Origin of the sequence: Reinekea forsetii, assembly GCF_002795845.1 — a bacterium.
GTDB classification, from domain to species: Bacteria; Pseudomonadota; Gammaproteobacteria; order Pseudomonadales; family Natronospirillaceae; genus Reinekea; species Reinekea forsetii.
Window position 1 is genome coordinate 2,250,477 of the sequence record NZ_CP011797.1, and the last position, 22,488, is coordinate 2,272,964.

Annotated in this window: 16 protein-coding genes and 1 other RNA gene; 14 read left to right on the forward strand and 3 right to left on the reverse strand. The window is 54.7% G+C overall.

Features of this window, described 5'->3' with window-relative positions; all coding sequences use genetic code 11:
• Positions 1-2: 2 nt before the first annotated feature.
• Complete coding sequence (gene dnaX / locus REIFOR_RS10425; RefSeq protein ID WP_100258754.1) at positions 3-2,069, reverse strand: DNA polymerase III subunit gamma/tau; 2,067 nt, start codon at positions 2,067-2,069, stop codon at positions 3-5.
• Between the two features lie 207 nt (positions 2,070-2,276).
• An RNA gene (ffs, locus tag REIFOR_RS10430) (signal recognition particle sRNA small type) lies at positions 2,277-2,373 on the reverse strand.
• Between the two features lie 348 nt (positions 2,374-2,721).
• Between ffs and REIFOR_RS10435 the strand changes: the two genes are divergently transcribed.
• From REIFOR_RS10435 to acnB, 9 genes are all read left to right on the forward strand, one after another.
• Complete coding sequence (locus tag REIFOR_RS10435) at positions 2,722-4,134, forward strand: cryptochrome/photolyase family protein (RefSeq protein WP_100257500.1); 1,413 nt, start codon at positions 2,722-2,724, stop codon at positions 4,132-4,134.
• On the forward strand, positions 4,118-4,546 hold the full coding sequence (locus REIFOR_RS10440; RefSeq protein ID WP_100257501.1) for a nuclear transport factor 2 family protein: 429 nt from the start codon (positions 4,118-4,120) through the stop codon (positions 4,544-4,546). The genes REIFOR_RS10435 and REIFOR_RS10440 overlap by 17 nt, the downstream gene beginning before the upstream one ends.
• 11 nt (positions 4,547-4,557) lie before the next feature.
• Entirely contained in the window at positions 4,558-5,871 is a 1,314-nt protein-coding gene (locus REIFOR_RS10445) for an NAD(P)/FAD-dependent oxidoreductase (RefSeq protein WP_100257502.1), read from the forward strand.
• Positions 5,872-5,880: 9 nt separating this feature from the next.
• A complete protein-coding gene (locus REIFOR_RS10450) occupies positions 5,881-6,720 on the forward strand; it encodes a DUF1365 domain-containing protein (protein ID WP_100257503.1) in 840 nt (279 codons plus the stop codon).
• Positions 6,717-7,952, forward strand: coding sequence for an SAM-dependent methyltransferase (locus REIFOR_RS10455; protein ID WP_100257504.1), 1,236 nt, complete (start codon positions 6,717-6,719; stop codon positions 7,950-7,952). Before REIFOR_RS10450 ends, REIFOR_RS10455 begins: the two co-directional genes overlap by 4 nt.
• Entirely contained in the window at positions 7,952-8,476 is a 525-nt protein-coding gene (locus REIFOR_RS10460; RefSeq protein ID WP_100257505.1) for a DUF2878 domain-containing protein, read from the forward strand. The genes REIFOR_RS10455 and REIFOR_RS10460 overlap by 1 nt, the downstream gene beginning before the upstream one ends.
• A gap of 147 nt (positions 8,477-8,623) precedes the next feature.
• Positions 8,624-11,101, forward strand: a complete 2,478-nt coding sequence (locus REIFOR_RS10465) for a putative bifunctional diguanylate cyclase/phosphodiesterase (RefSeq protein WP_158524357.1) — start codon at positions 8,624-8,626, stop codon at positions 11,099-11,101.
• A complete protein-coding gene (gene queE, locus REIFOR_RS10470) occupies positions 11,098-11,751 on the forward strand; it encodes a 7-carboxy-7-deazaguanine synthase (RefSeq protein WP_100257507.1) in 654 nt (217 codons plus the stop codon). Before REIFOR_RS10465 ends, queE begins: the two co-directional genes overlap by 4 nt.
• A 309-nt stretch (positions 11,752-12,060) precedes the next feature.
• Entirely contained in the window at positions 12,061-14,646 is a 2,586-nt protein-coding gene (gene acnB / locus REIFOR_RS10475; protein ID WP_100257508.1) for a bifunctional aconitate hydratase 2/2-methylisocitrate dehydratase, read from the forward strand.
• Between the two features lie 71 nt (positions 14,647-14,717).
• Here the strand turns inward: acnB and REIFOR_RS10480 are convergent, their stop codons facing one another.
• Positions 14,718-15,482, reverse strand: coding sequence for a methyltransferase domain-containing protein (locus tag REIFOR_RS10480; RefSeq protein WP_100257509.1), 765 nt, complete (start codon positions 15,480-15,482; stop codon positions 14,718-14,720).
• Positions 15,483-15,949: 467 nt separating this feature from the next.
• Between REIFOR_RS10480 and pykF the strand changes: the two genes are divergently transcribed.
• The 5 genes from pykF (at position 15,950) to gcvP (ending at position 22,488) form a co-directional block, all read left to right on the forward strand.
• Positions 15,950-17,359, forward strand: coding sequence for a pyruvate kinase PykF (gene pykF / locus REIFOR_RS10485; protein WP_100257510.1), 1,410 nt, complete (start codon positions 15,950-15,952; stop codon positions 17,357-17,359).
• 173 nt (positions 17,360-17,532) lie between these two features.
• A complete protein-coding gene (locus REIFOR_RS10490) occupies positions 17,533-17,754 on the forward strand; it encodes a hypothetical protein (protein WP_100257511.1) in 222 nt (73 codons plus the stop codon).
• A gap of 142 nt (positions 17,755-17,896) precedes the next feature.
• On the forward strand, positions 17,897-18,988 hold the full coding sequence (gene gcvT / locus REIFOR_RS10495) for a glycine cleavage system aminomethyltransferase GcvT (RefSeq protein WP_100257512.1): 1,092 nt from the start codon (positions 17,897-17,899) through the stop codon (positions 18,986-18,988).
• 30 nt (positions 18,989-19,018) lie between these two features.
• Positions 19,019-19,408: a glycine cleavage system protein GcvH gene (gene gcvH / locus REIFOR_RS10500; protein WP_100257513.1), complete on the forward strand. Its 390-nt coding sequence runs from the start codon at positions 19,019-19,021 to the stop codon at positions 19,406-19,408.
• A gap of 197 nt (positions 19,409-19,605) precedes the next feature.
• On the forward strand, positions 19,606-22,488 hold the full coding sequence (gcvP, locus tag REIFOR_RS10505; RefSeq protein WP_100257514.1) for an aminomethyl-transferring glycine dehydrogenase: 2,883 nt from the start codon (positions 19,606-19,608) through the stop codon (positions 22,486-22,488).

Below are 22,488 nucleotides of genomic sequence, written 5' to 3' on the forward strand. Positions count from 1 at the left end.
TTCTAGTCTCCTGACGGTATTGGATTGTGGATCGGCTGGGCCGATTCACGATTAAGTTCGGCGTCAAACTGGTCCACCAGCTGATTGAAGAAAACATCGTTTTTCAGATGGTTGTAGGCCTTGTCGCGGGCGACAAGGACCAGTTGGTCGACCCACAGCTGGGGGGTTTTCTCGACCGGCTTAAAATCATGGTGCAACTCACAACAGCCGGGCAGCCAAGTGCCAATCACCGCCAAGAAACGCTCCAGGTGATTATCGGTCATCACTTTCTTGTAATTCGGGGAAATATTCAAGGTCAACATGCGACCGTCAAAGGCGACCCACTCGCTGTGCGCAAAAAGGGTCTTGGTCATACCGATCAAACCTAAGCGATGCAGGGTAACCTGCCACCAATGGGTTGGATCTTGCTGCAGGTCGACCACCGGCCATTGAGCTTTTTCCAAACCGGTTAGCGTTTGAGTACCGGGCTCGGGTGCGTCGACTGCAACCGCCGGCAATGCGGGCTCAACAACAGCCATCCTGCTCTTGAGCACTGCTGTTGGTTCGAGTTTCGGGGGCTCGGACGGGCTATCAACCGGCCACGGTGGACTGGTCAGAGCGACGTCGGGGCTGGCACTCGCCTGTGGCTCTGACTGTGGCTCTGACTGTGGCTCTGACTGTGGCTCTGACTGTGGCTCTGACTGTGGCTCTGACTGTGGCTCTGACTGTGGCTCTGGCTCTGACTGTGGCTCTGACTGTGGCTCTGACTGTGGCTCTGGCTGTGGCTCTGGCTCTGGCTCTGGCTCTGGCTCTGACTGTGGCTCTGACTGTGGCTCTGGCTCTGATTGTGGCTGTGGCTCTGGCTCTGACTGTGGCATCGTGCTAACAGGTTCAACCGCCACACTCTCGGATTCAACCTGCTGGAACTTTGGGCTGTCGGGCACTTCCGCACCGGCGTCGACCGACTGACTGGTCAAGGCGCTCAGTTCACCAATCGCTGCGGCCGGTGTCTGGCTAAAGGCCACCATGCGCAATAGGGTCATCTCGAACCCGGCGCGTTCACTCGGCGCCAAGGCCAGGTCGGGCTTGGCTTGTATGGCGATTTGATAATAAAGATGCACGTCTTCCGGTTGCGTCGCCGAGGCCAATTGAATAATCGCCGCCTTGTCACCCTTCTGATTGTCGATGGCACTGGGCGCTGCTTGGGCAATGGCAATTCGATGCAAGGTCGACATCAGCTCGGTCATCAAGGTCTGGTAATCGGGCGAGTGTTGATCAATTTGCGCGATCAGCGCCAGCACCGTATCGATATCCTTTTCGAAGATGGCCCGGACCAACTTAAGCACTCGCCGCAGGTCGACACTACCAAGCATGGCCGCCACTTCCTGTTCGATCAGCGCACCCTGACCAAAGGCGATGGCCTGATCGGTCAGGCTTAGGGCGTCACGCATACTGCCGCGCGCCGCTTCGGCAACCGACCACAGGGAGGGCTCATCATAGGGCACCTGCTCGGCCGCCAAGATGGTGTGCAAATGTTGCACTATGTGCTCGCGGCTCATGTTTTTGAGATTAAACTGCAGGCAGCGCGATAAGACCGTCATCGGCAACTTCTGCGGATCGGTGGTCGCTAAGAGGAATTTGACGTGCGCGGGCGGCTCTTCTAGGGTCTTGAGCAGGGCGTTAAAGCTGCTGGTCGAGAGCATGTGCACCTCATCGATCAGATACACCTTAAAGCGTCCGCGCGACGGCGCATATTGGACGTTTTCGAGTAATTCTCGGGTGTCTTCAACCTTGGTTCGGCTGGCCGCATCGACCTCAATCAGATCAATAAATCGACCGTTGGCGATATCGGTACAGGCTGAACAGACGCCACAAGGGTTCGAGCTGACCCCGACTTCACAATTTAGACACTTGGCCAGCAAGCGGGCAATGGAGGTTTTGCCCACGCCCCGGGTGCCGGTAAACAGATAGGCATGATGCAGCCGTTGCTGGTCTAACGCATTAATCAGAGCCCGTAAAACATGGGCCTGACCAACCATTTCCGAAAAGCTCGATGGGCGCCATTTCCTGGCGAGAACCTGATATGACATAGGGTTTCGTTCGTTCACCGATAAAAGGCCACTATCGTAACTTTGATTGCCCACTGCTGCCAGTGCTGATATGCCGCTGACGAAAAATAGCCACGTAAAACAGCCAGTTAGATCGGCTAATGACGCTAAGGTGGCAAGCATTGGATTTGGAACGGGATTAGGGGTATTGCAGATAGGGCTCAGACGAATCGACAGTTTGGGCGGCAGTCCCACCAGCCACACCCCGGCACACGAATCAGACGCTACCGTTGCTCCCTTCCGGGCCTGGCGGAGTTAACGTCCTCTCGTTGCGAGGGGACCGGCAGGACCACCACAACTGTCCGGCGGATTATCCACAATCGGGGCCCAATGGCAACAGCCAATCAAAGACTTGGCGCAAATCAGACGAAATAGATTGGCATTAGTGATGAAAAGTATCATCCGAGACGCTACTCAGTTCGTAAGGTAGCGCTAATACCGTTCGCAACGGCCGACCCTTTATGGCGCTTCGGCGACGGACATAGGCGCTGCGTAGCTCGACCGTTCACTATCGGGCCAAGTCGATTGCCGATCTGGCACCCCGGTCGATTTTGCGTCATTATGGTCTGTTACAGCGCAGAGCTGAGACCAAGGCCACTGAGCCAAACTAAAAAAAATACTTTTAAGGCGTCCAATGGCCAATCAACTTGTCTGGTTTCGAAACGATTTGCGTACCTGCGACCATGCCCCCCTGAGCGAGGCCCTGGTTGCGGCTCACCAACAAAACAGCACAATAACTGCGGCCTTTATTTGGAGTCCGGAACAGCTTCAGCAACAGGGCGCTGGCAGCCCAAAGTTGGCCGCCTATCAGCAGGCCCTGGATGCCCTCAACGATGACTTGGCCGCTTTGGGTGTTGAGCTGCAGATCATCACGGCACCGAGCTGGCAGCAGGGGGTTACCGATCTTATCGAGTTGTGTGTTCGTCTCGATGTCGACAATATCTATTGCCACTATGAGCCGGGCTGGGATGAACGCCTGAGAGATGGCCAGTTTCACGACCAGGCACCGGAACAGATGCACCTGCATCGCGCCAATGATCTGTATTCAGCGCCGCCGCGCCAGCTGCTCACCCTGCAGGGCAACTTCTATAAGGTCTTTACCCCCTATAAGAGAAACCTGTTAGCCCAAATCATCGATACCTTGGTCGCCCCGCGTCCGGCGCCCGATAACGGTTTGCCGGCCCAGGCGGCCAAACCGCTGGCACTGGGGGAACGCTTTGTCTGGGATAATCCAATGCAATTGCCGGTCCTAGAACAACAGGCGCATGAACGCCTCGAAGATTTTATGGACCAGATGAACGACTACTCCAGCCTACGCGATATTCCAGCCCGCGCCGGCACCTCGCTCTTATCGACTAGCCTGGCGCTCGGCACCCTAAGTAGCCGACAGGTGCTCTGGACCATTGCCCAGCGCCAAGCCTTAACCAGCTCAAATGCCTTTTTATCCGAGATTCTATGGCGTGAGTTTTACAAGTACTTGCTGGCTTGGCGGCCTGAGCTTTGCCTCGGCAAGGCCTTTAATCCAAAGTGGGACCAATTCCCATGGCAGACCGACCCGAGCTTGTTGCAACGCTGGCAAGCAGGCCAAACAGGGGTTCCCCTGGTCGATGCCGCTGCCCGTCAACTCAACCAGACCGGCTGGATGCACAACCGCTTGCGCATGGTCTCGGCCATGTATTTGGTAAAAATCCTGCAAGTGGACTGGCGTCATGGCGAAGCCTGGTTTGCCCGTCAGCTGGCCGACTTTGACTTCGCGGCCAACAATGGTGGCTGGCAATGGGTGGCCTCGACCGGCGTTGACGCAACGCCCTATTTCCGCATCTTCAATCCGCATGAACAATCCCGTCGCTTTGATCCGGACGGTGATTTTATTCGTAAATACGTCCCTGAATTGGCTCCCTTGGCAAACAAAGCCATCCACCAACCAACCCCTGAACTCGCGCTCGCTTTGGGCTACCCCTTGCCTGTGGTCGACTATAAAACATCGCGCGCGGACACCCTGGTTAAATTTAAGAAGTTAGGACAAGACTATGACCAACATCATTGAACGCATCCAAGAGACCTATGCGGCGCTCAATAAAGACACAGTAGAGAGCGACCTGTTAGCGAATCTCTATGCCGATAACGTCGTTTTTATCGACCCGCTTCATCGGATAGAAACGTTGCCGAATCTACAAGTCTACTTTAAGAACATGTACCAGAATGTCAGCCACATCAATTTCAACTTCACCCATACGCTCGGGGATGACCAAAGCGCCTTTCTGGCCTGGGACATGACCTTTGTGCACCCGAAGCTCAATGGCGGCAACGCGATTGTGGTCCCGGGTACGTCAAGAGTTCAGTTTGCAAACGGCAAGATCACCCATCATCAGGATTACTTCGACAGCACCGCGATGCTATTCGGCCATATCCCGCTGTTAAAGCAAATAATCAACCTGATAAAAAATCGCCTGAACTAGGAATCCGTAGCATGAGTCGACCCAAGATAGCCATTATTGGCAGTGGCATAGCAGGCCTCACCGCAGCCAGTAAATTGCATCCGGATTTTGATATCCAACTCTATGAATACAACGACTACCTAGGCGGCCATACCAACACCCATGACGTCACCGTCGAAGGTGTCGTCTACCCTGTTAACACCGGCTTTATTGTCTATAACGATTGGGTCTACAGCAACTTTAATGCCCTGATGGCGCCCTTGGCCGTTGAGCGGCAAGCCGCCGAGATGAGTTTTTCGATCAGTGACGAGGTCACCGGCCTGGAATACAACGGCCGTAATTTGGATACCCTGTTCGCCCAACGACGCAATCTTTGGTCGCCCAAGTTTTATCGCATGGTCGCCGATATCATCCGCTTCAATCGACTGAGCACCGAAGACTTGGCAGCCGATCGCTTGACTGCCGACATCACCATGGGGCAGTACCTGAATCGACACAAACTTGGCGCGGCATTCACGGCGCAATATATCATCCCTATGGGCGCAGCGATCTGGTCAACCGATGAGGCCACGATCCTGGATCTGCCCGCTCTGTTTTTTATTCGCTTCTTTAACAATCATGGCCTGCTCTCGGTCACCAATAGACCCCAATGGTATGTCTTGAAGGGCGGATCGCGCAGTTATGTTGCGCCATTGACCGAACCCTTCGCCGAACGCGTACACCTCAACAGCCGCATCGATAGAGTCGAGCGTCGTAGTGATGGGGTAACCTTGCACTTTGCCGATGGCGCCGAGCACAACTTTGACCAGGTTGTGTTCGCCTGCCACAGCGATCAGGCTTTGGCCTTATTGGCAGAGCCAACTGACGCTGAATTGTCGGTTCTCGGCGCCATGAAATATGCCGATAACGACGTCGTATTGCACACCGATGAGGCGCTACTGCCAAAACAGAAAAAAGTTTGGGCCGCCTGGAACTACCATCTAGGTGCGGACAAAAGTAAACCCGCCAGCCTGACCTATAACATGAATATCTTGCAAAGCTTCGATAGCGCTCCGGTGACCTTTTGCGTCACCCTCAACCGCACCGAACTGATCGACCCGGACAAAATAATAGCCCGCTTCAACTATGCCCACCCGGTATTCAGTCGCGCGTCGCTCGCAGCCCAGGCCCGCTATGCCGACATCGGCAACACCAATCGGAGCCATTTTTGCGGCGCCTATTGGTTTAATGGCTTTCACGAAGATGGCGTCAATTCAGCGCTCCGCGTGGTCGATGATTTGCACAATCGGCCGCATACCGCAGCCAAACATCGGCATGAATCAGAGCGGGTCGCCGAGCATGAATAGGCACCTCAGATGAGCGCTAGCATAGTCGACTTGGCCGCCGATCGACTTGGCGGCAATAGCCGACTGATGATCGGCTGGGTGCGCCATCGTCGCTTTGCGCCCAAAGCCCATAGTCTAAAATACCCGATGTTTATGCTCTATCTGGATCTCGATGAGCTGCCCCAGGTTATGGCATGCTCGCGCCTGATGTCGATGGAGCGTTTTAACTGGCTAAATTTTCGCCGCAGTGACTTTTTTGGCGATCCTCAGCGATCCTTGAAATCGGCGGTGGTAGGGAAAATTGCTGAGCAATCAGCGATTTTGGAAAGTAACATTGCCCGGGTCTGTATGCTCACCAATCTGCGCACCTTAGGTTTTTTAAGCAATCCGGTTACCTTCTACTACGCCTTCGACGCGGCCGATCAATTGTTGGCCATCATGCCTGAAATCACCAACACCCCATGGGGCGAGCGGTTTCAATACGTCTTGTCGGCAACCCCAGATGATAGGGCGATTAGCCCGGTATCTTATTCGGCCAAGGCCTGTCGATTCAAGCTGATCAAAGACTTTCACATCTCGCCGTTTCACCCAATGAATCTTAATTACGACTGGCGCTTTGCCCAGCCGGGTCGGCGCAAAAACACTATTCACTTGGAAAGCTGGCAAGGCGGCGATAAAATATTCGACGCTAGCCTAAGTCTGGCACCGACGCCAATCAGTGCCGCGGCAATCCGCCATACGCTCATCCGTTTTCCCGCGATGGCCGTAAAGATTAGCACTGGCATCTATTGGCATGCCCTGAAATTATGGCTTAAAGGCGTCCCATTTTACCCTCACCCTAAGAACGCTAAAAAGGAAAAATCTTCATGACTACGGCGACCACAGCAGCGAACACAGCCCCAACCTTCGCCTGGCGGGCCGCATCACGCCTGTTAAAACACCTAACCCAAGGGTCGTTGACACTGAACTATGAGCAACACAATAAGGTCTTTGGCAGCCTAGCCGGTCCCGGCCCCCATGCCGAAGTAACGGTATTGGACGCCAAGGTTTTTCGCGATTTGGTGACCGGTGGCTCCATGGCCGCGGCCGAAACCTATATGGAAGGATTGTGGGAATCACCTGATTTGACCTCGGTGATCCGGCTGTTCTCAGCCAACATTGATAGCGACCCAGAACGGGTCACGTGGATGTCGCGTCCATCCCAATGGTTTCTCAATATGGCCCATTGGTTGAACCGCAATACCATTCGCGGGTCGCACAAAAATATTCAAGCCCATTACGATCTGGGTAATGATCTGTTTACCAGTTTCCTCGACCCGAGCATGATGTACTCGGCGGCTATCTTTCCGCACGCCGATGCCAGCTTAGAAGAAGCCCAGCAATTTCGGCTCGAGCGCATCTGTCAAAAGCTCAATCTCGGTCCGGACAATCATCTGCTTGAAATCGGCACCGGTTGGGGCGCACTGGCGATTTACGCGGCCAAAAACTTCGGCTGCCGGGTGACCACGACAACCATTTCTGCCGAGCAGTTTGCCTACACAGAGGCCAAAATCGCCGAGGCGGGTTTGACCGATCGGATCACCCTGCTGTGCTCCGACTATCGCCTACTCACCGGTCAGTATGATCGTCTGGTGTCGATTGAAATGATCGAGGCCGTGGGTCATAAATACCTCTCCGGTTACTTCAATAAAATCAGCACGCTGCTCAGCCATGATGGCCTGGCCTTGATACAGAGCATCACCATGAACGACCAGCGCTATAAGTCTTACAAGAACAGTGTCGATTTTATTCGCAAATATATCTTCCCCGGCGGGCACTTGCCGAGCATCTCCTTGATTAACCGCCATATTGCCGAACAAACCGATATGACGCTGAGCCACTTTGAGGATATCACCTCCCATTACGCGCGCACGCTGAACGAATGGCAGGTGCGTTTTGTCGAGAACTTCGACCAATTACCGGCCGACAAATACGATGCCCAATTCTTTAGAATGTGGCGCTATTATCTGTCCTATTGTGAGGGTGCCTTCTTAGAACGCGCCATTGGTACGTCGCAAATTGTCTTCAGTAAGAGTAAGGCGACGGTAGACTGGGAATTCTGATGACCAAGTTGATTAACTTCGCCCTGTTTCAGGCCGGGTGGTTTTTAGCAGTGATACTGCAAACTCCTTGGGCCCTGTTGTGGGCCGCCCTCTTTATAGCGCTACACATCCGTTTCTATAGTCAAGTCTATCGCTGGCAACCGTTGCTGATTATATCCGCACTCGGTTTGGTGATCGACGTAGTTTGGCAGTGGTCAAGCCTGATTCATTTCGATGGCCCCGGCCTGTACATGCCCTATTGGCTGATGGCCCTCTGGCTGATCTTCCCGCTGACCCTGCAACACAGCCTCAGCTGGCTCACCGGCAAACCCCTCTTGCAGGCGTTTTTTGGTGTGGTCGGTGGCGGCGGTAGCTATTGGGCCGGTACCCGGCTTGGCGCAGCGACCACCGACACCTTAGGCATCAGCCTAGTAGCCCTGCTCTGGGGCCTGTGGTTGCCACTGTTCTATTGGCTACTGGCTCGACTGCAACAGCGCAGCGAATCCGCAACGCCGCCGACCAGGGCTCAAGCGCCAGAGCGTTAAACGGTGGCCCGGCAACGGGCCCTGAATCGACCTTGTAGAGGTCCGCTCATTTACTGATGACTATACCCTCGCCAAACTGGCAATATGTGGAAATCCTTGCTTAACTGCACGGACCCCAGCGGTCACAGCGAGCTCCAAATCCATCTGATGAACCCTTTTGCGACCACTCATACACTGATCAGACGTCAGATTTCTCTGCGTTTAGCGATCACCTTTTTGGTGACCGCGGTTGGCTTGAGCCTGATCGTGGGCAGCATTGCGTTCATGGTCGAACTGAAAAACCACGCCAGCCTGATCGAACAAGATGTTGAACGCGTTGGCATGGCATCGATCTACCCGGCGAAACAGGCCGTGTTTCGGCTCGACTCGGTGCTCGGCACGGAGATCGTCAAGGGCCTGTTAATTAACCCCTTCGTCACCGCGGTGTGGATTTTTGACGAACAAAACACCTCCGTCGCCTTTGGTCACAAAAGCCAAACCCGGCCCTACCGCGCGCCGTACCTAGTACCCTTTATTGGCGAACCCGTGCGTTACTATTCGGTGCCATTGGGCTTCGATCCATCCGACCCGGTCAAGTTAGGCACGCTGAAATTCGAGTACAACAACCATTGGCGCTATCAGTCATTGATGCGGACTACCTGGAGTCGGCTACTACTGAACTTTATCAGCGTCATCTGCTTAACCCTGATCCTGATCGCTATTGTCAATCGGAGCCTAACTCGACCGCTGAGCCGCCTATCCAGGCAACTCAAACACATCGATATCAATCATAGCCGGGGTCAGCGTCTGGCACCCCGCTACCGCCATCATGACGATGAGTTCGGGACCCTGGTCAAGGCACTCAATTCCTACATAGGCGTCGCCGATGGCTTGATCGGTGAAAACCGCGCGGCCCTGAGTGCGGCCGAGCAATCCTATAGCAGTTTACATGCCCTGGTCGAACACCTACCGCATCTGATCTATGTTAAAACCATCAACGGTACCGTGCTGCTCGCCAACCGAGCGTTTCTGAACACCTTTGAACTGGACGAAAAGACCTTTATTGGCAGTCAGCATGACCAGGTTTTGCGCAATTTTTCCGCCGCGACTGCGCAGCTTATTATCGACGCCGATAACGAGGCCTTCGTCAGTCACAAATCGGTTTTGCTACCAGAGGTCAATTGGGCCTTAAAAAATGGCCAATTTCTCTCATTGGAACTGCGCAAGTTGGCAATCCAATACAAGGGCCAAGACGCTCTACTCACGGTCGGTGTGGACATCACCGAACGCAAGGAACATCAAGCCTATATACAGCATTTGGCCTATCACGATTCGCTCACCAACCTACCCAATCGCCATCTATTTCTCGATCGACTCGACCAGGCCCTCTTGCGGGCGCAACGCTCAGGCAACTTCGGCGCGTTAATTTTTATCGATCTCGATGATTTCAAGGCCATCAATGACAGCAAAGGCCACCTCATCGGCGACACGATACTCAGCACCGTGGCCGAGCGCTTAACAGAGGGCGTGCGCGAACAGGACACCGTTGCCCGCTTAGGAGGCGATGAATTTGTTATCTGCATGACCGATCTGGGCCGCGTTGAGGTGTTGGCCCGGGAAATTGCCGTGGGCCGAACTACGCGCTTAGTCGCCGCCATGGCACGCCCCTTTAAGATTCCAGGGGATTGCCTGCAAGTCAGCGCCAGTCTCGGCCTAGCTTTTTTCTACGATCGCACTCAAACGGCCGAAGAACTCCTGCGCCATGCCGACATGGCGATGTACAAGGCCAAAGAATTGGGTAAAAACCAGTTTATTCTGTTTGAACAAGAAATGGCCGATGCCAACCAACGGGTTCTCGAACTCAAAGAAGACTGCTTGGTGGCCATTACCGAACACCAGTTCTTCCTCCTTTACCAGCCCCAGGTGGACAGCAATGACGGCCGCATTGTGGGGGCTGAGGCCCTATTGCGCTGGGCCCATCCGCGCCGTGGCTTGGTCTCCCCGGTAGAGTTTATCCCGCTCTTGGAGGCGGCCGATCTAATGCATATAGTCGGCCAGTTTGTGCTCCGAGAGGCCATCGCCCAGGCCGCCCATTGGCGGGATGCGGCGTCAATCGACGACCGATTCAAGCTTTCGATCAATGTCAGCCCACAGCAATTTCGCCATGAGAACTTCACCCAACTGGTCCGTGGCATCGTCACAGAACAGGGCATCGATGCAAATATGATCGACCTGGAAATTACCGAGGGTATGATTATCGACGACATCGATCATACGGTTGCGTCGATGAATGCGCTGCGTACTTTTGGCCTGCATTTCTCCATCGATGACTTCGGCACCGGGTACTCCAACTTAAATTATCTCAAACAATTACCGCTGGATACGCTCAAAGTTGATCAATCCTTTGTGCGCAACATCCCCCATGACCCTAACGATACCGCGATCGTGCGCACCATTCTGGCGATGGCCGCGCAGCTTAACTTAAATACAGTGGCGGAAGGGGTGGAAACGCAGGCACAATTAGCCCTACTGCGCGATATGGGTTGCCATGTGTTTCAGGGTTACCTCTATTCGCCCCCTGTCATGCCTGCCGAGTTCGAGCAACTTCTCAACAATCAACCTAAAGGTCCCACCGAAAGCCTATGACATATAGCGTGAAAGAGATGTTTTATACCCTACAGGGCGAAGGCTTTCACACCGGTCGTCCCGCCGTATTCTGCCGCTTTACCGGCTGCAATCTGTGGAGTGGCCGAGAACAGGACCGAGCGCAATCGGTTTGCCAGTTTTGTGACACCGATTTTGTCGGCACCGACGGTCAGAACGGCGGCAAGTTCAAACAACCCGCCGACCTGGCGCAAGCCATTGCCACCCAGTGGCCAAGCGGACGGGGCCATCGCTTCGTGGTGTTCACCGGCGGGGAGCCGGCTCTGCAATTAGACGACCGTTTGATCGCCGAACTGCACCGCTTGGACTTTGTCTGTGCCGTGGAAACCAATGGCACTTTGGCTTTGCCCGACGCCGTGGACTGGGTCTGCATTAGCCCCAAGGGTGTCGCTCAGGTGGCCCTGACCCGTTGCAACGAACTCAAGCTGGTCTATCCGCAGGTCGATGCCCCGCCGGAGCGCTTTACCGAGCTCCAGGCCGACTACCGTTATTTGAGCCCGATAAACGACTACCGCGAGCAGACCATTGTGCCGGCTCGCAATCACGCGACCCAGGCCTGTATCGACTATTGCCTCAGCCATCCTGAGTGGCATCTGACCTTACAAGCCCACAAGATCGTCAATATCGACTGACTAAAATAAGCTCAACATATGACCGAATAACCATACATTCACCAAACAAATAACAGCTATCGATTGCAAAAGGCGTTTTTCACTTAACTTTGCCGCCTGAATTCACTAGACTTTGGCGCCAGAGGCGTCCAGATTGCTGTTCCTGCGGATGACCCGGCCCAGAGCCGGCGCGTCAGCCCCAATCGACTGGAGCCAATCGAATCCCTGGGGTCGGTTCGCTACAACGGCACCGGATGTAACCGGAACCGTGCCGCGTCAATCGGCTCAACCCTATGCCCTACCACGACTCATTTAGATGGAGAACCAACCGTGCTTGAAGCCTACCGTAAACACGAACAAGAACGCGCCGCCATGGGTATTCCAGCGAAGCCCTTGTCTGTCGAGCAAGTCACACAATTGGTTGAACTGCTCAAGAATCCACCGGCTGACGATGCCGCCTTTCTGAAAAGCCTGCTGGTTGAACGAGTGCCGCCTGGCGTCGACGAGGCCGCTTACGTAAAGGCCGGTTTCTTAACCGCCATCGTCAAGGATCAGGCAACGTCACCGCTGATCGATAAAACCGAAGCGATTCGCATCCTGGGCACTATGCAGGGTGGCTACAACATTGAAACCCTAGTGTCCCTGCTCGACCAACCGGATCAGGCGGCCGCGGCCGGTGAGCAACTGAAACATACCCTGTTGATGTTCGACGCCTTTCACGATGTCCAAGAACGCGCTGAGGCGGGCAACAGCATCGCTAAGGCGGTTATGCAGTCTTGGGCCGATGCCGAATGGTATTTGAACAAGCCTGCCGTACCGGAAAAAATCACCCTGACTGTCTTTAAGGTTACCGGCGAAACCAATACCGATGATCTCTCGCCGGCCCAGGATGCTTGGTCACGACCCGACATCCCGTTACATGCCTTGGCCATGTACAAGATGGCACGCGATGGTATTACGCCCGATAAGTCGGGCGAGCTGGGCCCTATCGCGCAGCTGGAAGAACTCAAGAAGCAGGGCCATTTGATTGCCTTGGTGGGCGATGTTGTCGGCACCGGTTCGTCCCGTAAATCAGCGACCAACTCGGTGCTCTGGTATACCGGCCAAGATATCCCCTTCGCACCCAACAAACGCTTTGGCGGTTTCTGCCTGGGTAATAAGATTGCACCGATCTTCTTTAACACCATGGAAGACGCTGGCGCCCTGCCCATCGAGCTCGATGTCGATGATATGCATATGGGTGACGTTATTGACCTCTACCCGCATGCCGGCAAGGTCGAAAAAAATGGCACAGTGATTTCCGAATTCACCTTAAAAACCAATGTCCTGCTCGATGAAGTCCGCGCCGGCGGCCGGATACCATTGATTATCGGGCGCGGTTTGACTGACCGAGCGCGCGAAGCCCTGGGTCTGGCGCCCTCCACCGTATTTAATCGACCGGGTGCGGTAGAGCCCAGCAGCAAAGGCTTCACCTTAGCGCAGAAAATGGTTGGCAAGGCATGTGGCACCATCGGTATCCGTCCAGGTGAGTACTGTGAACCGAAGATGACCACCGTTGGCTCGCAGGATACCACCGGCCCAATGACCCGCGATGAGCTAAAAGATCTGGCCTGTTTGGGCTTCTCGGCCGACCTGGTAATGCAGTCCTTCTGTCATACCGCGGCCTATCCGAAGCCAGTTGATATCGACACCCAACACACCCTGCCCGATTTCATTAAGAACCGTGGCGGTGTGTCCTTGCGTCCGGGCGACGGCATTATTCACAGCTGGTTAAACCGGATGTTGATGCCCGATACGGTCGGCACCGGCGGTGACTCGCACACCCGTTTCCCAATGGGCATCTCCTTCCCAGCAGGCTCGGGTCTGGTCGCCTTTGCCGCGGCCACCGGGGTAATGCCATTGGATATGCCAGAATCGGTCTTGGTGCGCTTTACCGGCACTCGCCAACCGGGCATCACCTTGCGCGACCTGGTGCACGCCATTCCTTACTACGCCATTAAAGATGGGTCGTTAACGGTTGAGAAGAAAGGCAAGAAGAACATCTTCTCCGGCCGGGTGCTGGAAATTGAAGGGCTCGACGACCTGACCATCGAACAGGCCTTTGAGCTGTCCGATGCCTCGGCCGAACGCTCCGCCGCAGGTTGCACCATTACCCTGTCGGAAGAGTCGGTGGGCGAATATCTGCGCTCCAATGTCGTCATGTTGCGTTGGATGATCGCCAATGGCTACGGTAACGAACGCACCATCGAACGACGCGCCAAGGCCATGGAAGAGTGGTTAGCCAATCCGACGCTGATGCGTGCCGACGCCGACGCTGAATACGCTTACACCCTGGAAATCGATCTTAATGATATCAAGGAGCCGATCCTCTGCGCGCCAAACGATCCGGACGATGCCCGCATCCTCTCTGCGGTTCAGGGCAGCAAGATCGATGAGGTCTTTATCGGTTCGTGCATGACCAACATCGGCCACTTTCGAGCGGCCGGTAAGTTGCTCGAAGCCAACGGTGGCACCCTTTCGACCAAGCTGTGGATCGCACCGCCGACCAAGATGGACGAAGCGCAATTGATGCAGGAGGGCTACTACAGCATCTTTGGCAATGCCGGTGCACGTACCGAAATGCCCGGCTGCTCACTGTGCATGGGTAACCAGGCGCGGGTCGCCGCGCGCTCGACGGTCGTGTCGACCTCAACCCGGAACTTCCCGAACCGCTTAGGGGATGGCGCTGATGTGTATCTGGCCTCTGCCGAATTGGCGGCCGTGTCGTCCTTGATGGGCAAACTGCCGACCCCGGCTGAGTACTTGGCCTATGCCGGTCAGATCGATAGCATGGCGGCCGAGGTCTATCGCTATCTGAACTTCGATCAGATGGACGATTATGTTGACGCGGCAAACTCGGTCATTGTCTCCGTCTAGTCCGATTCGGATGCGTAAAAAACCCTGCTGATGCAGGGTTTTTTTTGGGCCGAAAAAAGCACCTCAGGGGATTAACTGGATCGGCGCGCGATAAACAACACATAACGGCCCAGATCGCAGTAAGGCCGCTGTTCGCACAGAGCCAATTCGGCGGCAAACTGGTCGGTTTCGTCGTACCATTCGAGCACGGTTTTTTCGGCCAGATCGGAGAAGGTCCGCACACCGGCCTGGCACAGGATCTGGAATCCGCCCGCGCTCAAAAAATCGCCTACCTCGGTCGGATCAAGCGGGGAAATGGGCGTCAAACCACCCCGATCGCCACCCAAGTCGCCGCTCATGGCGCGCTTCAGCGTGCCGCGCATCAAATGGCGTAGCATCAACAGATGTTTGTTGTAGACCATCAGACCCAAATAACCGCCCGGCTTGACCGATTGCATCAGGGTGGCCAAGGCGTCATAGGGGTCCTCCAGCCATTCCAATAACGCGTGGGCATTCACCAGGTCGTAAACCGGCGGATAGGCCGCCTCGGTGATGGAGCATTCGGCGACGCTAAGGCGACCTTGCGCAATGGACTCGGCAAAATCAGTGGCCACCGTCTGTACCATGGCCGAGGAAATATCAAAATAATCGACGCTCGAACCCCGCGTCAGAAACCAATGACTCATCTGACCCAGGCCGCCGCCGGCATCGAGCACGCGCATCGAGGCCATTTCCGCCTCGGGCAGATATTGCCGATACAGGGCGTCGATAAGGTGCATGCGTAAGCGCCCTTTGCGCGACTGGTAAATCTGCTGTGCAAAACGATCGATCAGACCGTTAAAGTTAACATCACCCATTGTTGACCAAGCCCATTATTGACGTGGCCCATTATTAACGTAAAGCCGGCTCGAAAGTAGCCATTGGTTGCAAATAACCCTGATCGGAGCGTCTCGGGTCAGTCGAGCCCAGGGTGCCTTAGTTCTGTCGGCAAGACGCAGGGCTTTAAATTGACACGCCATCATTTGTAATTTAATTACCAAATTAACCGAAAATTAGGCTTAACCCTGGCAACTGATGCCAAACGGGAGAAAATAGCCCTGATAGAAGATTTTAGCCGAATATAGGGGAAATAAGAGATTTTAAGGGACGTTAGCCTAAGAGTAGGGGTGGAGAAACGGCTTAAATCAGCACTTCAACTGGTAATTTTACCAATATTTTTACCGATAAGGATGAAATATTTACCAATTATGGTAGTGTGCGCGTCAATTATGAACCAATGACCCCTACTCGGGTTTAACCAGCGCAGATACAGGGGCATCCCAATATGCGAAAGACTAAAATTGTTTGCACGATCGGACCGGCGTCAGAGTCAAAAGAAATGCTCACCAAACTGGTACAAGCCGGTATGAATGTGATGCGTTTGAACTTTTCACACGGCGACTATGCAGAGCACGGCGCTCGAATCTCAAACATCCGTGAAGTCGTTCAAGACACGGGCGTCAAGGTTGCAATTTTACTCGATACCAAGGGTCCCGAAATCCGCACCATGAACGTCAGCGGTGGCGACGTGTTACTGGAAGCCGGTCAAACCTTTACCTTGAGCACCGATCAGAGCATCAGCGGTGACAACAGCCGTGTCGCGGTGACTTACCCAGAACTGCCGAACGACCTGGCGATCGGCAACACGGTATTGTTAGACGACGGCCTGATCCAGCTGACCGTTACCGAAATCACCGGTGGCGACGTGATTTGTCGAGTGGAAAACACCGGTGAACTGGGCAATAAAAAGGGTGTTAACCTACCCGGTGTCAGCGTCAAGCTGCCCGCCCTGTCCGAAAAGGACAAGTCTGATATCGTTTGGGGTTGTGGTCAGGACGTCGATTTCATTGCCGCCTCCTTTATCCGCAAGGCCTCTGACGTCGAAGAAATTCGTGCCCTACTGATCGCCAATGGCGGCGCTAATATCAAGATCATCTCCAAAATTGAAAATCAAGAAGGGGTCGATAATTTCGATGCCATCCTCGAAGCCTCCGATGGCATCATGGTCGCGCGTGGCGACCTGGGTGTTGAAATCGCCGTCGAAGAAGTGATTTTTGCCCAGAAGATGATGATCAAAGCCTGCATCTTGGCCCGTAAGCCGGTCATAACCGCGACTCAGATGCTCGACTCGATGATTAAAAACCCACGGCCAACACGCGCCGAAGCAGGCGATGTCGCCAACGCGATCCTCGACGGTACCGATGCGGTCATGTTGTCGGGCGAGTCGGCCAAGGGTAAATATCCTGTCGAAACCGTTGCGATCATGGCGCAGATCTGTGAGCGCACCGATACGGCCATGAGGCAGATTGAGCGCCCATTGCCCGATGAGCAGGGGCTCTTGCGCGTCACCGAATCGATCTGTAAGGCCGCGGTACATACTGCACAGGACTTGGCTATCAAGCTGATAGTCGTTGGCACCGTGCAGGGTAGATCGGTCCAGGCCGTGCGCAAGTACTTCCCGAAAGCCCAGATCCTGGCCCTCACCCGCGATCCGAAGACAGCCCAACAACTCTGCCTCACCAAGGGCGTCACCACCTCGGTCGTCGAGCAGTTTGAAAACAGTGATAATATCTACGCCAAAGCAAAAGAAAAGGCGCTCGAGAAGGGCTTAGCGGTCAGCGGAGACGCCATCTTAGTGGTCGCCGGTGCACTCTTTGACAGCACCAACACCCTGTCGGTTCAATACATCGACTAGGCTTGCCTGGCGAGCTAATGATAAAAAGGAGCCGCTTGGTTCCTTTTTTTTGTGCCGCCTTTTGGCGCGCGTAGATGTGCCCGTCATCGGTGCAATAGGCGCCGAAAGAGCTAAACTCAAACCACTTTCGGCCGATACCCTCTTTGTATCCACACTGAACAGAGACACAACTGATGGCCGCCATCATTCTTGGTAAAAACCTATTAAGTGAAGAGGACCTAATTGAATTTGCGTTTAGCGATTCCAATATTAGCCAACTTAACTTGGTGCAACTGAAACATCAGGCCAATGATGCCAGCATCCACTCCTCGCTCTTGTTGATTCGGATGATGAAAGCAGAGCGCATCTACATTACCTCATCGATTAAGATGAACCAGTCTGGCACCCGTTTTTAGTCTACCCTGCCGGCTCGATCCCGCCTGTAACACTAACGCTACAGGTGCGCCCCAGCACTGTTATATAAGAGTCTAATGTCATTAGAGACAAAAATGCGCTAGCCTAGGGCGGATTTTTTAACTCGAATGAAGTAGGATCATTATGGCGAAGCAAACTCCTCTTTTTGACGCGCATATTGACGCGGGCGCAAAGATGGTCGACTTTGGTGGCTGGGATATGCCGATCAATTACGGCTCCCAATTGGCCGAACACCAACAGGTCCGTGAAGACGCCGGAATGTTCGATGTTTCCCATATGACCATCGTTGATATTCAGGGCGCCGAGGCGACCGAGTATTTGCGCTATCTATTGGCAAACGACGTCGCCAAACTGGCCACGCCCGGTAAAGCCCTCTACTCTGCCATGCTAAACGAGCAGGCGGGTGTGCTCGACGATCTGATCGTTTATAAGATGGTCGACGGCTATCGCACCGTGGTCAATTGCGCCACCCGGGAAAAAGACCTGGCCTGGATGCAACAACAATGTGCAGGTTTTGCCGTCGAGATCATTGAGCGCGACGATCTGTCCATGCTAGCCGTCCAAGGTCCCCAAGCCATAGAAAAGGCCACCGTGGCCTTGGGTAAGATACACGGCCCGGTCGCCAACCAATTAAACCCCTTTCAAGGTTTGGCCAGTGAAGACTGGTTTATCGCTCGCACCGGCTACACCGGCGAAGATGGCCTCGAAATTATCTTGCCGGCCACCGCCGTGGTGGCCTTTTGGGCGCGCCTGCTAGATGCCGAGATCAAACCCTGCGGTTTGGGCGCACGCGATACCTTACGTCTAGAGGCCGGGATGAATCTCTACGGCAACGATATGACTGAACTGACCCACCCGCTGGAGTCGGCCATGGCTTGGACCATCGCCTGGACCCCGGAAGATCGAGAGTTCATCGGTCGGGCCGCCTTGACTGAGATCAAGGCAAAACAGGCCTATGGCAAGTTGGTCGGCCTGGTGCTGGAACAGCGGGGCGTGATGCGCACGCACCAAAAGGTCCATCTAAGCGAAGACGGACCGGCCATCGGCGAGCTGACCAGTGGGACCTTTTCGCCCACGCTGCAGCAGTCTATTGCCATGGCACGGGTCACCGGGACGATAAAGGATTCCTGTTTTATCGAAATACGCGGTAAAATGCTGCCCGTCAAAATAGTTAAGTTACCATTCGTTCGAAATGGTAAGAAACAGTTCGATTAATACCCAATATGTCAGTTGAAGGAACTTAAGATGAGCAATATTCCGGCCGATTTAAAATATGCTAACTCCCATGAATGGGTACGCTTAGACAGTAACAACATAGTGACCATCGGCATTAGCGACTATGCCCAGGAAAAATTAGGTGATGTCGTCTTTGTTGAGCTGCCAGATGATGGCGCTGAAATATTGGCCGGTGACTCGGTCGCGGTGGTCGAATCGGTTAAGGCCGCGTCGGATATCTATACACCCGTTACCGGCACCGTCGTTGAGGTCAACAGTGCACTTGAAGATGCACCGGAACAGATCAACACCGACAGCTATGAAGACGGTTGGTTGTTCAAGGTCAAGATATCCGACCCAGAGGAACTACTCGATCTGATGGATGCTGATTCTTACGCCGATCAATGCGCTGAAGAATAGTCTCAGCGACCATCAAGGCCAACCGCCGCAGCATTAGCCGGTTGGCTTTTTATACCACGTTGGTGTTTTCTGTGCGGCTTTTGCTTACCGGCCCCTAGAGCCCGTGGCGCAACAGAGCTCATCCAATTGCGGCACTGGCCTCGTATTATTAGCCAATCCTAATCACGGCCCGCCGACCCTAACCTATAGAGACTGACATGACTTCACTGAACGACCTTGAATTTCGTGACGCGTTTATCAAACGACACATTGGCCCAGACGCCAAACAACAGGCCGCTATGTTAGCCGCGGTTAATGCCAGCAGTCTCGATGACCTCACCCAGAAGATCGTGCCCGAATCCATTCTCTTGGCACATCCGCTCACTCTGGAAAACGCCACGCCCGAACCGGAAGCCCTTGCCTACTTGCGCGCCATCGCCGAGCAGAACAAGGCGTTCAAAAGCTACATCGGTATGGGCTATCACGATACCTTTGTGCCGTCAGTGATTTTACGCAATGTCTTTGAAAACCCGGGTTGGTACACCGCCTATACGCCTTATCAGCCTGAGATTGCTCAGGGCCGGCTTGAGGCCTTGATCAACTACCAGCAAATGATTATCGATTTGACCGGCATGGATTTGGCCAACGCGTCCCTGCTCGATGAGGCGACGGCTGCGGCCGAAGCCATGGCCATGGCCAAACGTTCGGTACGCAAAAACAAATCAACGGGCTTTTTTGTCGACCATAATGTCCATCCGCAAACACTCGATGTCTTGCGCACCCGAGCCGAATATTATGGCTTTGAAATCATCAGCGGCGACCTCACCACCTTGCATGAGCACGACGTCTTTGGCGCGTTGATTCAGTACCCGGGTACCGACGGTCGGATCGATGATCCGGAACCCTATATCCAACATTTGCACAGCCAAGATGCCTTGGCCATCGTCGCCAGTGACCTGATGGCGTTATGCGTGTTGAAGTCACCCGGTGAGATGGGCGCCGATGTTGTCTTGGGCAACAGCCAACGCTTTGGCGTCCCGATGGGCTTTGGCGGCCCTCATGCCGCCTTCTTTGCGACCCGCGAATGCTACAAACGCGCTATCCCCGGGCGCATCATCGGGGTGTCCAAAGACAGCGCCGGCAACCAGGCTTACCGCATGGCACTGCAGACGCGCGAACAGCATATCCGCCGGGAAAAGGCGACCTCAAACATCTGCACCGCGCAGGTTCTGTTGGCCAATATGGCCGGTTTTTACGCCGTCTATCACGGTCCCGACGGGCTTAAGCGCATCGCCCAACGCATTCATCGGCTCACCGGCATACTGGCCGAGGGTCTTGAGGCCAAGGGCATTCGCGTGGTCAACTCGCATTTCTTTGACACCCTGACCATCGATCCGTTGCACAACGTTGACCTGATCTTGGAGCGGGCCGGCGCACACAGCGTCAACTTCAGGCGTTACCAGAATGATAATTTGGGCATCTCAATCAATGAGACCACGACCCGCGAAGACATTGAAGAACTGTTCGATGTGCTCTTGGGTGAGCACGACCTCAATGCCTCGGTTATGGACGCCGATTTAACGCACCAGAACACTACCTTTATTCCCGAAAACCTCGAGCGTACCCAGCCTTATCTGACCCATCCGGTGTTTAACAGCTACCACAGCGAAACGGACATGTTGCGCTACCTGAAAAAGCTGGAGAACCGCGATTTAGCACTGGATCACAGCATGATTGCCTTGGGTTCGTGCACCATGAAGCTCAACGCTGCCACCCAGATGATCCCAGTGTCTTGGGAGAAATTCGGGCGCATGCACCCCTTTGCGCCCGATAACCAAACCAAAGGCTATCGGACCTTGGTGGATGAACTGCAAACCATGCTCAAGGCCATCACCGGCTTTGCCGCCGTCAGCCTGCAGCCCAACTCTGGCGCTCAGGGTGAGTACGCCGGTTTGCTGGCCATACGCAAGTACCAGGAAGCCATGGGCGAAGGCGATCGCGATATTTGCCTGATCCCCCAATCGGCCCACGGTACCAACCCGGCCTCGGCGCAGATGATGGGCTTACAGGTGCTGGTGGTTAAGACCGACGTTTACGGTAATGTCGATCAGCAGGACCTGCAAGCCAAGGTCGACCAGGCCGGCGATCGACTGAGCTGTCTGATGATTACCTACCCGTCCACACACGGCGTGTTCGAACAGGGCATTAAGGAAATCTGTGAGCTGATCCACCAACGCGGTGGCCAGGTCTATATGGACGGTGCCAATCTAAACGCCCAGGTCGGCGTGACCCGGCCGGCTGATATCGGCGCCGACGTGTCCCATATGAACCTGCACAAGACCTTTGCCATCCCACATGGCGGCGGCGGTCCCGGCATGGGCCCGATCGGCGTTGGCGCACACCTAGCACCTTTTTTGCCCAATCACACGGTCGCCCCGATCCCGGGTGGCAACCCGCTGATGGGTGCCGTCTCGGCGACGCCCTATGGCAGCGCCTCGATCTTAACCATATCGTGGATGTATATTCGTCTGCTCGGTGCCAACGGCTTGCGCGAATCGACTCAGGTGGCCTTGCTCAACGCCAACTACCTGGTCACCCGCCTGAAGGATTACTACCCGATCCTGTACTCAGCCGAAAACGGCCTGGTGGCGCACGAATGCATTCTCGATTTGCGGCCGATGAAAGCGGAATCCGGCATTAGCGAAGTGGATATGGCCAAACGCCTGATGGACTATGGCTTCCATGCCCCAACCATGTCCTTTCCGGTACCCGGCACCTTTATGGTGGAACCGACTGAATCGGAGTCGAAGGTTGAATTGGATCGCTTCGCCGACGCCATGATCGCCATCTATCATGAGGTTCAGCAGGTCATCACCGGTCACTTCCCGGCCGACAACAATCCGCTGGTCAACGCACCCCACACCCAAAAAGACCTTATTGGCGATTGGCAGCGGCCTTACTCGCGCGAGCAGGCCGCCTTCCCCCTGGCGTGGATTGCAGACAACAAGTTCTGGCCCTCGGTGAATCGTATCGACGACGTTTGGGGCGATCGTAACCTGTTTTGTGCCTGCCCACCCACTGATAGCTACTCGGAGACCTGA

Coding starts and splice junctions, on each gene's coding strand:
- REIFOR_RS10435 (WP_100257500.1), top strand. CDS start 2,722: ATGGCCAATCAACTTGTCTGGTTTCGAAACGATTTGCGTACCTGCGAC.
- REIFOR_RS10445 (WP_100257502.1), top strand. CDS start 4,558: ATGAGTCGACCCAAGATAGCCATTATTGGCAGTGGCATAGCAGGCCTC.
- pykF (WP_100257510.1), top strand. CDS start 15,950: ATGCGAAAGACTAAAATTGTTTGCACGATCGGACCGGCGTCAGAGTCA.
- gcvT (WP_100257512.1), top strand. CDS start 17,897: ATGGCGAAGCAAACTCCTCTTTTTGACGCGCATATTGACGCGGGCGCA.
- REIFOR_RS10440 (WP_100257501.1), top strand. CDS start 4,118: ATGACCAACATCATTGAACGCATCCAAGAGACCTATGCGGCGCTCAAT.
- REIFOR_RS10480 (WP_100257509.1), bottom strand. CDS start 15,482: ATGGGTGATGTTAACTTTAACGGTCTGATCGATCGTTTTGCACAGCAG.
- queE (WP_100257507.1), top strand. CDS start 11,098: ATGACATATAGCGTGAAAGAGATGTTTTATACCCTACAGGGCGAAGGC.
- dnaX (WP_100258754.1), bottom strand. CDS start 2,069: ATGTCATATCAGGTTCTCGCCAGGAAATGGCGCCCATCGAGCTTTTCG.
- REIFOR_RS10455 (WP_100257504.1), top strand. CDS start 6,717: ATGACTACGGCGACCACAGCAGCGAACACAGCCCCAACCTTCGCCTGG.
- REIFOR_RS10450 (WP_100257503.1), top strand. CDS start 5,881: ATGAGCGCTAGCATAGTCGACTTGGCCGCCGATCGACTTGGCGGCAAT.
- gcvH (WP_100257513.1), top strand. CDS start 19,019: ATGAGCAATATTCCGGCCGATTTAAAATATGCTAACTCCCATGAATGG.
- gcvP (WP_100257514.1), top strand. CDS start 19,606: ATGACTTCACTGAACGACCTTGAATTTCGTGACGCGTTTATCAAACGA.
- REIFOR_RS10465 (WP_158524357.1), top strand. CDS start 8,624: ATGAACCCTTTTGCGACCACTCATACACTGATCAGACGTCAGATTTCT.
- REIFOR_RS10490 (WP_100257511.1), top strand. CDS start 17,533: ATGGCCGCCATCATTCTTGGTAAAAACCTATTAAGTGAAGAGGACCTA.
- REIFOR_RS10460 (WP_100257505.1), top strand. CDS start 7,952: ATGACCAAGTTGATTAACTTCGCCCTGTTTCAGGCCGGGTGGTTTTTA.